At 66.6% G+C, this 13959-nt stretch carries 14 protein-coding genes; 8 read left to right on the top strand and 6 right to left on the bottom strand.

Annotated features, from left to right (window positions below):
• From C0J29_RS27780 to C0J29_RS27750, 7 genes are all read left to right on the top strand, one after another.
• Entirely contained in the window at positions 1–1125 is a 1125-nt protein-coding gene (locus C0J29_RS27780) for an MlaD family protein (protein ID WP_120794206.1), read from the top strand.
• Entirely contained in the window at positions 1122–2126 is a 1005-nt protein-coding gene (locus C0J29_RS27775; protein WP_120794205.1) for an MlaD family protein, read from the top strand. The genes C0J29_RS27780 and C0J29_RS27775 overlap by 4 nt, the downstream gene beginning before the upstream one ends.
• Positions 2123–3088 carry an MlaD family protein gene (locus tag C0J29_RS27770; RefSeq protein ID WP_120794204.1) on the top strand — a complete coding sequence of 322 codons (966 nt, stop codon included), beginning with the start codon at positions 2123–2125 and terminating at the stop codon, positions 3086–3088. Before C0J29_RS27775 ends, C0J29_RS27770 begins: the two co-directional genes overlap by 4 nt.
• Entirely contained in the window at positions 3085–3792 is a 708-nt protein-coding gene (locus tag C0J29_RS27765; RefSeq protein ID WP_120794203.1) for a hypothetical protein, read from the top strand. The genes C0J29_RS27770 and C0J29_RS27765 overlap by 4 nt, the downstream gene beginning before the upstream one ends.
• 36 nt (positions 3793–3828) lie before the next feature.
• Positions 3829–4419, top strand: coding sequence for a CHAD domain-containing protein (locus tag C0J29_RS34690; protein WP_162951576.1), 591 nt, complete (start codon positions 3829–3831; stop codon positions 4417–4419).
• Entirely contained in the window at positions 4332–4646 is a 315-nt protein-coding gene (locus C0J29_RS34885) for a CHAD domain-containing protein (protein WP_371872469.1), read from the top strand. Before C0J29_RS34690 ends, C0J29_RS34885 begins: the two co-directional genes overlap by 88 nt.
• Positions 4647–4907: 261 nt before the next feature.
• Positions 4908–5264, top strand: coding sequence for a toxin-antitoxin system HicB family antitoxin (locus C0J29_RS27750; protein ID WP_120794200.1), 357 nt, complete (start codon positions 4908–4910; stop codon positions 5262–5264).
• Between the two features lie 18 nt (positions 5265–5282).
• Here C0J29_RS27750 and C0J29_RS27745 read toward each other — a convergent pair whose 3' ends face one another.
• Positions 5283–5729 (bottom strand): hypothetical protein, encoded by a 447-nt coding sequence (locus C0J29_RS27745; protein ID WP_065163954.1) that lies wholly within the window; start codon positions 5727–5729, stop codon positions 5283–5285.
• A gap of 79 nt (positions 5730–5808) precedes the next feature.
• Positions 5809–8856 (bottom strand): serine/threonine-protein kinase, encoded by a 3048-nt coding sequence (locus C0J29_RS27740; RefSeq protein ID WP_065163930.1) that lies wholly within the window; start codon positions 8854–8856, stop codon positions 5809–5811.
• 97 nt (positions 8857–8953) lie between these two features.
• On the opposite strand from C0J29_RS27740, the gene C0J29_RS27735 reads away from it, so the two are divergent.
• Complete coding sequence (locus C0J29_RS27735; protein ID WP_120794199.1) at positions 8954–9796, top strand: arylamine N-acetyltransferase family protein; 843 nt, start codon at positions 8954–8956, stop codon at positions 9794–9796.
• Here C0J29_RS27735 and C0J29_RS27730 read toward each other — a convergent pair.
• From C0J29_RS27730 to C0J29_RS27715, 4 genes are read right to left on the bottom strand one after another with little or no spacing between them, the layout of a single operon-like run.
• Positions 9761–10927, bottom strand: a complete 1167-nt coding sequence (locus C0J29_RS27730; protein WP_120794198.1) for a pyridoxal phosphate-dependent aminotransferase — start codon at positions 10925–10927, stop codon at positions 9761–9763. The genes C0J29_RS27735 and C0J29_RS27730 overlap by 36 nt on opposite strands.
• Positions 10924–11889, bottom strand: a complete 966-nt coding sequence (gene ipdE2, locus C0J29_RS27725) for an acyl-CoA dehydrogenase IpdE2 (protein WP_120794197.1) — start codon at positions 11887–11889, stop codon at positions 10924–10926. The genes C0J29_RS27730 and ipdE2 overlap by 4 nt, the downstream gene beginning before the upstream one ends.
• On the bottom strand, positions 11886–12824 hold the full coding sequence (locus C0J29_RS27720; RefSeq protein WP_120794196.1) for an acyl-CoA dehydrogenase family protein: 939 nt from the start codon (positions 12822–12824) through the stop codon (positions 11886–11888). The genes ipdE2 and C0J29_RS27720 overlap by 4 nt, the downstream gene beginning before the upstream one ends.
• Entirely contained in the window at positions 12824–13957 is a 1134-nt protein-coding gene (locus tag C0J29_RS27715; RefSeq protein ID WP_120794195.1) for an acyl-CoA dehydrogenase family protein, read from the bottom strand. The genes C0J29_RS27720 and C0J29_RS27715 overlap by 1 nt, the downstream gene beginning before the upstream one ends.
• Positions 13958–13959: the final 2 nt, after the last annotated feature.

Here is a 13959-nt window from a genome sequence, read left to right as displayed (position 1 = left end):
ATGAGGAAGAGATCCACCTGGATAGGTGTGGGGGTGTTCGCCGCGGTTGCCGGAATCGTCGCCGTCGCGGTCACCGGCGCCAAAGTGATGGCGCCGGAAACCAGGGCACTGTGTGCCGAATTCAGCGACGCGGTAGGGCTTTACCCGGGGAACAAGGTGCAGTTGCTGGGCATCGACGTGGGGTCGGTGACCGCGATCGCGAACAAGCCCGACTACGTGCAGGTGGACTTCACCGTCCCCGGCGACCTCGAGTTGCCGGCCGATGTCGGGGCCCTCACCTACTCGCAGTCGATCGTCGCCGACCGGCACGTCGAGCTCACCAAGCCCTACGCCGGCGGCCCCAAGTTCTCCGGCGCCCAGTGCATCAAGCTGCAATCCACCAAGACGCCGATCAGCGTCAGTCAAACCTTCTCTGCCGTCGACAAACTCGCGGGCGCCATCCTGGGTGACGGTCCGGATCCCGCGAAAGCGCCCGGCGCGCAGGCAATCAACCAGAGCCTGGCCGCGTTGAGCCGCTCCCTGGAGGGCACCGGCCCGGAGACCAACCAGACGTTGCGGGATCTGGTCACCCTGGTGGGCGACCCCAACCATGCCGATACCGAATACCGGCAACTGCTGGCCAACAGTGAGATTCTCACCTCCGACCTGCTCGCGCACTGGGACACCTTCACCACCGTGCTGCAGACCCTGCCCGAGAGCCTGCGCATGATCGAGGGCCTGTCGAACGGGTTCGGTTCCGCGCTGGCCCATCTCGGGCACGCGTTACCCCTGCTGGTCGATGCGCTGAACCGGTTCGGGCCCAGGGCGTACAACAACATCGGCGACAAGCTGGTTCCCTGGCTCAGGGACGTTCTGACCGCCTATACCCCGCAGATCGTCGGCTTCATCAACGCACTGCCGCCGGTCACCAATTGGATTGCGTCGCAGTATCAACCGGCTTGGGGCTCACACCATGTCACGTACCTCCCGCCGCAGGTGTCGATGTCACCGTCGCAGGCCGACACGATCTGCAGCGTGTTGCGGCAGCGCAACGTGCCGGGCGCCGAGGCGGCCTGCGCTCCCGGCGCGAACTCCGACGCGGTCACCCTGGGGCTGACCGACCTCCTGCTCGGGGCGGCGTCATGATGCGGCGTTGGCTGGTCGCGGCATGGGTGGCCTGTGCGTGCCTGGTGTCGGGCTGCTCACTCGACCCGGCCCGGCTGCCGGTGCCGGGCGCCTATGTTCCGATCGGCAAGTACAGCATCAAGATTGAATTCTCCAGCGTGCTGAATCTCCCGGCGAGGGCGAAGGTGGACCTCGGCGGTGTCCAGGTCGGTGTGCTGGACCGGGTCCAGTTGGTGGGCAGCACGGCGGTCGCCTACGTGGACGTCAACGACAGCGTCAAGCTCCCCCAGAACACCCGGGCCGAGCTGCGGCAGGCAACCGTGTTGGGCGACATCTACATTGCGCTGTTGCCGGCGGAGAATCCGGCGCCTTCCCACTTGCACGACGGCGACACGATACCGCTGCGCAACACCGTCCCCGCCGACAATGTCGAGGACATCCTGCGCTCGGTGTCGACCCTGGTGTCCGGCGGGTCACTGAGCACGCTGGAAGAATCGGTCGCCAATTTCAACAACGCCTTTTCCAAGGACCCCGCCGAGCTGGACCGGATGCGCCAGAAGCTGGCCGGAATGCTGCGCGACCTGGCCGCCAACCAGGACAAGATCGACGAAATCCTCACCAGCACAGAGCGGGTCAGCAACGGATTGCTGGCTGAAACCGGGGCGTTCGACCGCCTGATCAACGAGGGGCCGGTGCGGCTGCGGGCGATGTCCGCGGTGTTGCCCAGCATCGTCCAATTGCTGGTGTGTGCACAGGACCTGGGACGCTACGGCGGGGAGCTTCTCGTGCCCAACACACCTGACCTGCTGCAGATGCTCTCCTACATCACACCGACGGTGAAGACCATCGCGTCGGCCGACACCACCCTGCCGGCGATGGCCGACAAGATGATCGCGCTGATCCGCGACAAGCTGATCCCCTTCTACAGCAACGGTGGTCCGCGGCTCAGCGTGTCGGTCAGCCCCGCAACGCGGGCGGACGAGGCGATTGCGGCGATGCGGACAATGGGGATGCTGCCATGAAATTCAATGCCGGGATCACCGTAGTGATTATCGTGGTCGCCACGCTGCTGGGCGCGGGGTATCTGACATTCGGAGTGCTGAAGGTGGAGCCGACCGCTCAGCCCACCCGGCTTACGCTGCTGCTGGACAACTCCGGTGGGTTGATGCCGACTTCGCAGGTGACCATGCGGGGCATCCGGGTGGGCAAGGTGAGCGGGATCCGCACCACCCCGGGCGGATTGAAGGTGTCGATCGACCTCGACCGTGGACATTCGATTCCCGCGGACAGCGCGATAAGCATCCAGAACCTCTCACTGGTGGGCGAACAGTACATCGACTTCACGCCGAAACACATTGCGCCGCCCTATTTCAGCGACGGCACCGTGATTCCGGCCGAGCGGGTGGCACCCGCCGTCACCGTGAGTGATCTGCTCAACAAGGCCAATGCGCTGCTCTCGGTGCTCAACCCGACCTACGTCAACAACATCGTTGGCACGGTGTCGCAGGTGTTCTCGGGCAACGACGCTGCCATCGACTCGCTTGCCGCCACCGCCGGTGGGGCAGCCAGGATCGAACGTGACAACAAGCAGGTACTTGCCGCACTCTTCGGCAACCTCGCGACGCTGACCACCGACATCAGCGATCAGGACGTCGGCGGAGTGCTCAGCAGAAGCGGCGAGCGGCTGCCCAGTTCAATCTTGGCGCTGGCCAGGCTGACTCGCGAGGTCGACGCGTATGCCCACACCGGCGAGGGCGTGTTCGCCCCCGGAGCCCCGGTCCCCACTCTGGTGGCCAATCTCAAGCAGTACCTCGACATGTTGTCGGGGCCGCTGAGCACCTTCGCGGCGGCACTGGAGCCGGCGACCGCGCCACTGCGCGGATTCAAGGTCGACGCAGGGCACTTCGTCGACGTGTGGGAATCAACTTTCAGCGATGCAGGCGGAGTTCGCGTGCAGGTGAACGTCCCGGAAGGACACCGATGAGTGACACGTTGATTGACGAGGCTGAGATGGTCGACGAGGTGGCTGAGGCCCGGGAGGGCTCTGAGAGCACCGAGAGCACCGAGCCGGCCGAGGCGACCGAGCCGGCCGAGACCACCGAGACCGCTGCGGAGACTGCGCCTAATCGCCTGCGCGGCAAGCGATCCTGGGTGGTGGTGCTGGCTCTGCTGGCGGTCGTCGCGGGCGGATGGTTCGGGTTCGACAAGTACCGGACCGTGACCGGTGAACTGGCCGCCGTGCGGCGGGCCGACTCGGATCGCGACGCCGCAGCAAAGCTTGCCAAGGACTACGCACTGAAGTCGCTGACCTACACGTTCGAGGATCCCGACGCGTTCTTCCGCTCGGTCGAAGAGGGCGTGTCGCAGACGCTCAAGGACAAGTACGTCAATGCCACCGAACTGCTCAAGGGCATCATGATGCAGGCGCAGGTCACCTCCTCGGGTGAAGTGCTGGCCACCGATGCGGTCGCCCAGCCCGGGCAGGTGTATCAGGTGGTGGTGTCGGCTGCGCAGACCACCCGAAACCTGCAGAACCCCAAGTCGCGCGTGTCGCTCATCCTGCTGCAGGTCACCGTCAACAAGGTGGGCTCCGGGTGGCAGGTCTCCGACATCGGCCCAAAGACGGGCACACACACCAGCGCCGACCCGATCGGCCCGCTGGACCCGGGGCCGCCGCCGGGCCGATGAGGTTTGGCGGTCGCGTTTGCGGAAATGCTTGCAGGTGTGGCGAGCCAGTCTTCTGCGGCGGTCGCCGACTATCTGAACGCGCAGATCGATCACATAGTCGCCGGCTCCGTCGGGCTGCGCAACGGCGAGGATCCCATTCACGACACTCGGGTGGCGATCCGGCGGCTGCGCAGCACGGTGCGGGTGTTCGCGAAAGTCCTGGACGGTACCGGCGACCTGGATGACGACCTGAAGTGGTTCGCCGGGTTACTCGGCGAGGTCCGCGACTGCCAGGTGCAGCGGCGCCGCTTTACCGCCGCGATCGACGATCTGCCCCGCGAGCTGGTGCTGGGCCCGGTCAAGTCGCGTATTCGCAATGACCTTCGCGCCGTGGAGCTGCCGGCACGCCGGCGGGTCAGCGAGGAGATGGAGTCGGACCGCTACCAGGCTCTGATGGCGGTCTTGCAGGAATGGCGGATACGGCCTCCCGTCGTCCGGGGGTGTCGCGCAAAGCGTTGTGCAAGCAGGCTTCCCGGGCCGCCCGCAAGGCCGATCGGCGGTTGGCCGCGGCGCTTGACGACGGTTCCGCAGCCATGTTGCATCGGGCCCGCAAGGCCTCGAAGCGCGCTCGCTACGCCGCCGAATTGAGAAAGCCTCTAGACCGCGGCGCGAAGCGAACCGTCAAGCAATACAAGCAGATCCAGACTGTCCTGGGCGATCATCAGGACGCGGTGGTGGCCACCGAAGTGCTGCGGCGGATGGCGGTGGCAGCGGGAACGACGCCCGGGGAGAACGGATTCACATTCGGCTTGCTTTATGCGCGCGAGCAGGAGATTGCGGAGTGGTGCCGCGAGGACGTGCGCGAGCGCGGGTGAGGCTCATCCGTCTCTTCTGCATCTGCAGGCCTTGGCATGACATCGTCTGGAACGTGATATCCCCGGCGATATCACTGCGACGGTCGAGTGGTGGCTGCGGCACGCGGCGCACATCGCCGGGGCAGGTGATATCGCCGGCGATATCCACTTCGTGGAGGACTTGTGCCTGGGCTTCCCGGTGCCAGTGTGACTGATGGGACCCGGATGCGTGGCCGTCGAAGTGACTGGTGACGCGGGCGCTATCGTGCTACCAAGTTCGGCGTGAACCGGTACACGTTCCGCGCCGAATGGTGCCCGGACTTCGGCGAGTATCGCGGCAAGTGCCTCGAGTTTCCTTTCATTACCCAACGCGCGCCCAAGGCCCAGCAAGCAGTTGCGTTGGTGGCCAAGGCAGTCGAACGGCACCTCAAGACGCTGCATGAGGAAGGCACGGAAGCGCCACCTGCGCTCACCGAGCGCGACTACAGCGGAACCGTCATCGTGAGAACGTCGCGGGCCTTACACACCCAGCTCGCCATTGAAGCGGTCGAGCAAGGAGTTTCGATGAATCACTGGGTGGTGCAACAGCTTTCAGGCCGCCAGGCGAAGCCTAGTTTCGGCGAACTCTTCTTCGACTGACGGCCCTTTGCTGTGGTCTCAGGTGCGCGCCCCGCGGTAGTGGTCGGTCTCGCCATAGGACTCTTCGCGGTTGACGACCTCGTCCCGGGTCTGGGACTGTTCGGCGTTCTCGAGCCGGGTGTTCGGGTCGATCGTGTCGGCGCGCTTCCACTGCTCGTCCAGCTGCTCGCGCGAGGTGGCGGCCTCGTTCTGGTGCGCCGCCGCGCGATCCTGCAGCCGGGCGGCCTCGGCGGCCTTGGCCTCCGCCTCAGCCTGGGCGGCGCGGGCCCGCGCGGCCGTCTCCTCGGCCAGCGCCTCGCGGCGCTCGACCCGGGCGGTCTCCAGTCTGGCCTGCTCGCGGATCTCCTCGGCCTGCTCAATCTGCCGACGCCGTCTTGCCCTGCTGGACACGACGACCAATGCGACGATCACCGCGATGACGACGAGGGCGGCGATCACGATCAGGACGATATTGCCGGTACTCATGGTGAGCTCCATTGCTAGGGGATGGCCGTCTGGAGCGGATCCCCATATTCGACAAAAATAAAACAAGCCCTGAGCAGTGCTACATAAAGTCGAGTGCCTCGACGGTCGCGGTACCGCCCTCGTGTGACGGCCGGTTCGCGCCACCGATCACGTAGATGGTGTGGCCCACCGTCGCCACCGCCTCACCGTGGCGCGCGGTCGGCATCGGGGGCAGCGTCGACCATTTGCCGTCGGCGATGTCGTAGGCCTCAACCACGGCCAGCACCTGTGTCGGCTCCTCGCCACCGACCGCCACGACCCGCCCGTCGATGAACGTGGCGCCGTAACTTCCGCGCGGGGTCGGCATGTCGACCAGCTTGGTCCAGGCACCCGATTGCGGGTCGAACCGCTCGAACGCCGCGGAATTCTTGTCGGCCGACAGGAACCGGCCGCCGACACTGTAGACGTAGGTGCCGTCGGATACCGCGGCCAGGTGCTCGCGTGGCGTCGGCATGTTGGCGGCGTCTGTCCAGGAATTGCCGTCGAAGACCTCGGTTTGGGGCACGAGTTTCTTGGCATTCTGGCCGCCGACGACGACGAGTTTGTCACCGACCACCGCCGCCGCGGGGGCGGCCCGAGCGTGGGTCAGGGCGGGTAATTCAACCCAGCTGCTGCCACGCAGCGCGAAGACCTTGTTTGAGGCCTCGGCGAGGTTGTCGGTCGTACCTCCGAGCACAACCACCTCGTTGCGGTAGGTGGCCGCCGCCGCGTGATGCAGTGGCACCGGCAATGGCGGCCCGGTCTCCCACACCCCGCTGCGTGGGTCGTAGCTTTCGACCGTGGCGAGAACGGCGCCGTTGTAGAGGCCGCTGATCACCCAGATCTTGTCGCCCTGCACCGTCCACGCCATCATCAACCGCGGGCTCTTCGCGTCGGGCAGCGTGCGCCATTGCGCCGCGGGCTGAGTCTTGCGGGCCGGCAGCGTCAGGGCTTCGGCCGAGGAGATCACCTGCTGATCGGCGGGTCCGGTCGACCCGCCGATCGCGTACACCGTCTTGTCCACGGCGGCGATCGCCATGCCGTGTCGCGCTGTCGCCATGTCGGGCAAGCTGTCCCAGCTTTTCGCCATCAAGTCCAGCACCGACACGCTCTTGAGCACTTCACCGCCCGACAAGCCGCCGGCTACGACCAGGCGGCCGTCGGCGATCGCCACGCCGAGATCGCTGCGCGGCCGCGGCAGCGGCGGCAACGTCGTCCAGGTTTTTGCGTCCGGGTCGTAAGCCTCAACCGCGGCCGAGTCGGTGCTTCCGCTGGCTCCGCCGACCACGTACACCAACTTGCCATTGGTCGCCGCGCCCAGCATCTCTCGCGGCGTCGGCAGCGGAGCGCCGAGGGTCCAGGAATTGCCGTCGAAGACCTCGGTCGTGTTCAGCAACGCACCGTTGGCATCCACACCGCCGGTGACAATGATGCGGTCACCGACCACCGCCGCCGCAGCAGCCGCCCGCGGTTGCAACAGGTGTGGCAACTCCACCCAATGGCTGTTCACCACGCGCCAAACCTGATCGGTCGCAACGGGTTTGGCGCCCGCGGTCTTCCAGCCGCCGAGCACGACGGGGTTGCCTTGCCAGGTCACCGCGCTGGCGCGCTGAACCGGAACGGGTAGGTCGTCGCCGCCTTTCCATTCATCGATGGCGGGGTCATAACCCTCATGCCGTCCGGTGACACTGCCGTCGCTGGCTACGCCGCCGAAGATCCAGATGGTGCCGTCCGCATTCGTGGTCGCGGCCGCGTCTCGTGCGATGCGGGCGTTGGTGATCGGCTTCCACTTCACCGGCGCCTGCGTCGGCGCTTGGCTGCTCGCGCTTGTGCTCTTGTTGTCCTTGGACACCGCGAGGAAGACGCCGCCGGCCACCAACAGCAGCACGACCAGGACCGCCGCCCCGATCAGCAGGAGGTTCCTCTTGTTGGCCACCTTGGCGGGTGTGGGCGGCGGTGCCGCCGGTGCCGGCGGAACGTGCGCTTGCGTATGGGTGCCGTGCGCGTCGCGCAGGATCCGCGCGGCCTCGGCAGGGTTTTCCGCAACGGCGGGCTCCGGTGCCGGCGGTGGAATCGACCGGCTGATCGCGGACGTGGGGCCTTCCCGGATTTCGTCGCGGCGCGGCGGCGGGATCTGCCGCGTCACGCCGGTCGGCGGCGGCGTAGTCACCGAGACGCCCGGCGCCGCAACCGACGTCCGACCGGTGTTGTCGCCCATGGTGGTGATGGCCATCGCGTCCGGCTTCAACCCGCTGGCGCGCTGCGCGGCCTGCAGCTCGCGGCCGAACGCCTCGGCCGATGCCGGCCGCTGCTCCGGGTCCACCGACATCGCATGCTCGATTGCCGAGCACACGGCATCAGGAATCCCGTCCGGACGCATGTCGGGTACCCCGGTCGAGCTGATCCGCAGATATTGGGCGATCAGGTCCTCGCCTTTGCGGCGCTCATGGGCGGCGTTCCCGGCGATCAGCGCAAAGATGGTGGCGCCCAGCGAGTAGATATCGGCGACCACGGTGGCGGGGTTGCCGGTCATCACTTCGGGTGCGGTGTAGTCGATCGTCCCGGAGAAGAACCCGGTCGCCGTCTCGTAACCGCCGTCGATGTGGGCGATGCCGAAGTCGCTCAGTTGCGGCTCGCCGTAATCGTTGATGAGCACGTTGGCCGGCTTGATGTCGCGGTGCAGCGTGCCGTTGCGATGAGCGGTCTCCAGCGCGCCACAAAGTTTCACCCCGATCCGCAATGCTTCGGGCCAGGGGATGGGTCCCTCGTGACGCAGTCGGACCGCAAGGGAATCCGCGGCGTGATACGGCATCACGATGTAAGGCCGGTTGTTGACCGTCATCCCGACACGCAGGATGTGGGTGATGTTCGGGTGCCCGGAGAGCCCGCCCATCGCGTAGCCCTCACGCAGGAATCGCTCCCTGCTCTCCTCGTCGAAGTGCGAAGGCAACACCTTCACCGCGACATTTCGTCCCAGCGCCGTTTCGTAGCAGCGATAGATCACGCCGGCGCCGCCGCGGCCGACCTGTCGCGCGTCCTCGAATCCGGCCGCGCTGAGTTCTTCGGCGATGCCGCTTGAAACTGGGGTGCCGTCGGTTTCCTCAGGCATGTCTTCGATGCTTCCCCTCCGGAGCGATGATTGTTTCGCGAGGTCAACAGTAGCGAACCCGACCCTGTGTAGTCGCTATTCAGGCCAGAATGGCTTCATGGCAGTGGATCTGAACGCTTACTTCGACCGCATCGGTTACGACGGCGCCACCGCGCCGACCCTGGATGTGCTGCAGGCCCTGGTGACCGCGCACACCCGCACCATTCCGTTCGAGAACCTCGACCCCTTCATGGGCGTCCCGGTCGACGATCTGAGCGTGGAGGCGTTGACCGACAAGCTGGTTCGCCGCCGCCGCGGCGGATACTGCTACGAGCAGAACGGCTTGATGGGTTATGTGTTGGCAGAACTCGGTTTTCAGGTTCGCCGGTTCGGGGGCCGCGTGGTCTGGATGAATCCGCCGGGCGCGCCGGTTCCCGCCCAGACGCACACCCTGCTGGCGGTGACCTTCCCCGACTCCGACGGGCCGTATCTGGTCGACGTGGGTTTCGGCGGACAGACGCCCACCTCGCCACTGCGCCTGGCGATCGGGGGCGTGCAGCAGACGACGCATGAGCCGTACCGGCTGGACGATCGCGGCGACGGGTTGGTCTTGCAGGCCCAGGTCCGTGACCAGTGGCAGCCGCTGTATGAGTTCACCACGTTGACCCGCCCGCAGATCGATCTGACGGTGGGAAGTTGGTACGTCTCGACGCACCCGTCGTCGCATTTCGTGACCGGTCTGATGGTGGCCGCGGTCACCGACGACGCCCGGCTGAACCTGGCCGGACGCGTCCTGACGGTTCACCGCGCCGACGGCAGCGAGAAGATAGTGCTGGACGACGCGGCCACCGTGGTGAGCACCCTGCGCGAGCGGTTCGGCATCGATGTGCCGGACCCCGCCGGGCTCGAGGGCCGGGTGGCCGCCCTACTGGCTCGGCAGCCAGGATCCGAGTCGGTCTAAGGCCGCCTCGATATCGCTCGTCGGTCCGGCGAACGACAGCCGAACGTAGGAGCTGCCCCGTGCCGGATCGAAATCGATGCCCGGCGCGATCGCAACGCCGGTCTCGTCCAGCAGCTTTGAGCAGAACGTCAATGAGTCGGTGGTGAAGTCGGAGACGTCGGCGTAGACGTAGAACGCGCCGTCGGTGGGTGCCAGCCGCTCGACACCGATTCGGCGCAATCCGTCCAGCAGCATCGAACGGTTGACGGAGTAGTGCTGCAGGTTGGCGTCGGCCTCGGCGGTCGACTCGGGGCTGAACGCCGACACCGCGGCGATCTGCGACAGCACCGGTGGACAGATCGTGAAATTACCGGTGAGGCAATCCACCGCGCGGCGCAGTTCGGTGGGCACCACCAGCCAGCCGAGCCGCCACCCCGTCATCGCGAAATACTTGGAAAAACTGTTGACGATCACCGCATTTCGCGATGTCTGCCAGGCGCAGCTGGTCTGCGGCGCACCCTGGTAAACCAGGCCGTGGTAGACCTCATCGCTGATCAGCCGCAACCCGGACTCGTCACACCACGAGGCGATCGCGGCCAACTCTTCCGGCGGGATGACGGTGCCGGTGGGATTGGCCGGACTTGCGACGATGACACCCTGGACCGGGGGATCCAGTTCGGCGAGCAGCTGCGCGGTGGGCTGGAACCGGGTTTCCGGCCCACAGGGGATTTCCACCACCTCACATCCCAACGCCGACAGGATGTTTCGGTAACACGGGTAACCGGGACTGGCCATTGCCACCCGGTCGCCGACGTCGAAACAGGCTAGGAACGCGAGTAGGAACCCGCCCGAGGAGCCCGTGGTGACCACCACCGCATCGGGCTCCACGGAGATGCCGTGCTGGCGCTGGTAGTCCGCGGCGATCGCCGCACGCAGCTCCGGGATGCCGAGTGCCACCGTGTAGCCCAACTGGTTGAGGTGCAGTGCGGCCGCGGCGGCGGCGCGCACCGGTTCCGGGGCGCCCACGCTCGGCTGACCGGCGGACAGGTTCACCAGGTCGCCGTGGGTGCGCTGACGCTCGGCCGCCGCCAGCCACACGTCCATGACGTAGAACGGTGGAATGCCGGCACGCCGGGCGACACGCTCGCTCATTGTGTCGAGATTACTTCGGATTCCAGTCTGTTCAGTAGCTGGCGGGGCGAATCAAGCAACTGGGCACTGCCGTGCGCCCGTTTGAAATACAGATGCATGTCGTGCTCCCAGGTGATCGCGATGCCACCGTGCAACTGGATACCCTCGGCCGTAACGAGATTCAGCGCTTCGGTAGCCGCCAGCCGCGCGGTCGCGGCGATGGCGGGACCCGGTGCGGCGCAGGCTTCGTCGACGACGGCGCGGGCCGCTGAGACCACGACGTAGAGGTCGGCCATCCGGTGCTTGAGCGCCTGGAAGCTGCCGATGGGACGGCCGAATTGCACGCGGCTCTTGGCGTACTCGACGGTGAGGTCCAGGCAGCGCTCCGCGGCGCCGATCTGTTCGGCGGCCAACAGGATTGCCGCGATGTCGGCCAGCCCCGGATCCTGGGGGGGCGGGCCCAGCGGCTTGGTGTCTTCGGGCTCGAGTTTGGCCAGCCTGCGGGTGAGATCCATCGTCGTCATGGGTTGAGCGCTGAACCGGGTCCATCGGGTGAGCTGACCGTCGGCGGCGGCGACCACGACGTCGGCGATGTCGCCGTTGACCACGTAATCAGGGTCCAGCACCAGGGCCCCGATGGAACTGCCCTCGGCCAGAGCGGCCAGCGCGTCCGCGTCGGGTTCGGTGCCGGCGAGCAATGCCAGTTCGGCGAGCGTGGTGCCCAGCAGGGGAGAGGGCACCAATGCGCGTCCGAGTTCCTGCAAAACGGTTGCGGCATCGGCCAGTTCACCCCCGGCCCCGCCCAATTCCTCGGGGACCACCAGCGCCGCCGCGCCGACCTGCTCGCACAACAGTTGCCACAGTGACTCGTCGTATCCGCGCTCGGACTCGATCGCGGCGCGCACCGCTGCCGGTCCGGCGTGCTTGGCCACCAGAGCTGCCACGGTTTCGCGCAGCATCTCCCGTTCGTCGGAGGTGGTCATGTCAGCGCCTCCAATACTCGACGTCGGTGCGATTCCGTTGTGCCCCAGGCGGATCGCAGTGCCTGCACCCGCAGCAGCAACAGCGACAGATCGTGCTCCTGGGTGAAGCCGATGGCGCCGTGGGTCTGCAGTGCCGAGCGCGCCGCCAGCAGTGCGGCCTCACCCGCGGCGACCTTGGCCGCACTGACATCGCGCGGTTGCAGTGTCACGGCGGCGCCGTACACCAGCGGCCGGGCCAGTTCGATCGCGATGTGGACGTCGGCAAGCTTGTGCTTGATCGCCTGGTACGAGCCGATCACCCGGCCGAACTGCGTGCGTTGTTTCGCGTAGTCGACGCTGCCGGACAGCAGTGCCCCGGCCGCGCCGATCAGTTGGGCCGCGGTGGCCAAGGCGCCGAATTCGTAGGCTTTTTCGGTATCCGCTGACCACGAGTCGCCGGTGGCGCTGACGTCGTAGAGGTGGCGACCGGGGTCGACGGAGTCGTGACGGTCGCCGGATGTCCCTTCGGTCACGCTGCCCTCGCCGGCCAGCAGCACCAGTCCGGCGCTGTCCGCATCGACGGCGCGCGGCACGTCCGGCGGCAGCGCGACGGTGGCAATCAGTTCACCGGACGCCAGGTCGGCGCTCCGTTGATCATCTGCGAGCAGAATCGGGGCCACGGCAATGGATTCGGTGACCGGGCCCGGCACACACCAGTGCCCGAGTCGCTCCATCGCGACGACCAGATCGACCGGGGAGGCGTCGATACCGTCGTAGGTCTCCGGAACGATCAGTGCGGTGACACCGAGGTTAGTTAGTTGCTCCCACACTTTGCGGCCGGGTGCGGTGTCGCCCGCGGACCAGGCGCGCACGGCGGCCGGGAGATCGGCGGCGCCCAGGGCGGCGTCGATGCTGGCCGCGAAATCGCGTTGCTGTTCGTCGATTGCGAATTCCATCAGCGCTTCTCCCGGGGTAGACCGAGCAGTCGTTCGGAGATGATGTTGCGCTGAATCTCGTTGGTGCCGGCGTAGATCGGGCCGCCGAGCGCAAACAGCAGGCCTTCGGTCCACGGTCCGGCGAGCTCGCCGTCGGCGCCACGGATATCGAGGGCGGTTTGGTGCAACTCGACGTCCAGGTCTGACCAGAACACCTTGGTGACCGAGGATTCCGCGCCTAGTTCCCCGCCGTGTGCCAGGCGGGTGACGGTTTCGAAGGTCTGCAGCCGGTAGGCCTGTGCCTTGATCCAGCCGTCGGCCACGCGGTCGGCGAACTCCGGCGGTGAGCCGCTGTCCTTCCAGAGTCGCACCAGTCGCTCGGCCGCGGCCAGGAATCGGGCCGGGCTGCGCAGCGACATGCCACGCTCGTTGCTCGAGGTGCTCATGGCGGCACGCCAGCCGTCGTTGGGAGTGCCGATGACGTCGTGGTCGGGCACGAAGACGTCGTCGAAAAAGATCTCGCCGAAGCCGGTGTCGCCACCGAGTTGGACGATGGGACGCACCGTGATGCCCTCGGCCTTCAGGTCGAACATGAAGTAGGTCAACCCGTTGTGTCGCTGGGCAGAGACGTCGGAGCGGAACAGCCCGAATCCCATGTCGGCGAACGGCGCCCGTGAACTCCAGATCTTCTGCCCATTGAGCAGCCAGCCGCCGTCGGTCCTGGTGGCGGTGGAACGCAGCGATGCCAGATCGCTGCCGGACTCCGGTTCCGACCAGGCCTGCGCCCAGATCTGTTCGCCGCTGGCCATTTTCAGCAGAATTCGGTCCAGCTGTTCTTCGGTGCCGTGCGCGAACAGCGTGGGCGCCAGCATGGAGGTGCCGTTGGCGCTGGCCCGGCCGGGCGCGCCGGCGCGGAAGTATTCCTCCTCGTAGACCACCCAGTGCAGCAGCGGCGCGTCGCGACCACCGTACTTCTGCGGCCAGTTGATCACCGACAGGCCGGCGTCGAACAGCACCTTGTCCCAAACCCGGTGCTGCGCGAAACCTTCCGCGTTGTCGTAGGACTTCGTCGGGATGTGCTCGCGATTGGTCGCGAGAAAGTCGCGCACCTCGGCCTGAAAGGCCAGCGTTTCCTCGTCGAGTTCTAGATCCATCT

It is taken from the genome of Mycobacterium paragordonae (assembly GCF_003614435.1).
Classification (GTDB): domain Bacteria; phylum Actinomycetota; class Actinomycetes; order Mycobacteriales; family Mycobacteriaceae; genus Mycobacterium; species Mycobacterium paragordonae.
The sequence above is the reverse complement of the archived record's forward strand: the minus strand, read 5'-3'. Positions and strand labels throughout refer to the sequence as shown.

Bases quoted from the DNA above. Each gene is read 5' to 3' on its own strand.
- ipdE2 (WP_120794197.1), bottom strand. From the start codon at position 11,889: ATGACCACCTCCGACGAACGGGAGATGCTGCGCGAAACCGTGGCAGCT.
- C0J29_RS27715 (WP_120794195.1), bottom strand. From the start codon at position 13,957: ATGGATCTAGAACTCGACGAGGAAACGCTGGCCTTTCAGGCCGAGGTG.
- C0J29_RS27770 (WP_120794204.1), top strand. From the start codon at position 2,123: ATGAAATTCAATGCCGGGATCACCGTAGTGATTATCGTGGTCGCCACG.
- C0J29_RS27735 (WP_120794199.1), top strand. From the start codon at position 8,954: ATGGCAGTGGATCTGAACGCTTACTTCGACCGCATCGGTTACGACGGC.
- C0J29_RS27730 (WP_120794198.1), bottom strand. From the start codon at position 10,927: ATGAGCGAGCGTGTCGCCCGGCGTGCCGGCATTCCACCGTTCTACGTC.
- C0J29_RS27740 (WP_065163930.1), bottom strand. From the start codon at position 8,856: ATGCCTGAGGAAACCGACGGCACCCCAGTTTCAAGCGGCATCGCCGAA.
- C0J29_RS27720 (WP_120794196.1), bottom strand. From the start codon at position 12,824: ATGGAATTCGCAATCGACGAACAGCAACGCGATTTCGCGGCCAGCATC.
- C0J29_RS27765 (WP_120794203.1), top strand. From the start codon at position 3,085: ATGAGTGACACGTTGATTGACGAGGCTGAGATGGTCGACGAGGTGGCT.
- C0J29_RS27780 (WP_120794206.1), top strand. From the start codon at position 1: ATGAGGAAGAGATCCACCTGGATAGGTGTGGGGGTGTTCGCCGCGGTT.
- C0J29_RS27775 (WP_120794205.1), top strand. From the start codon at position 1,122: ATGATGCGGCGTTGGCTGGTCGCGGCATGGGTGGCCTGTGCGTGCCTG.
- C0J29_RS27745 (WP_065163954.1), bottom strand. From the start codon at position 5,729: ATGAGTACCGGCAATATCGTCCTGATCGTGATCGCCGCCCTCGTCGTC.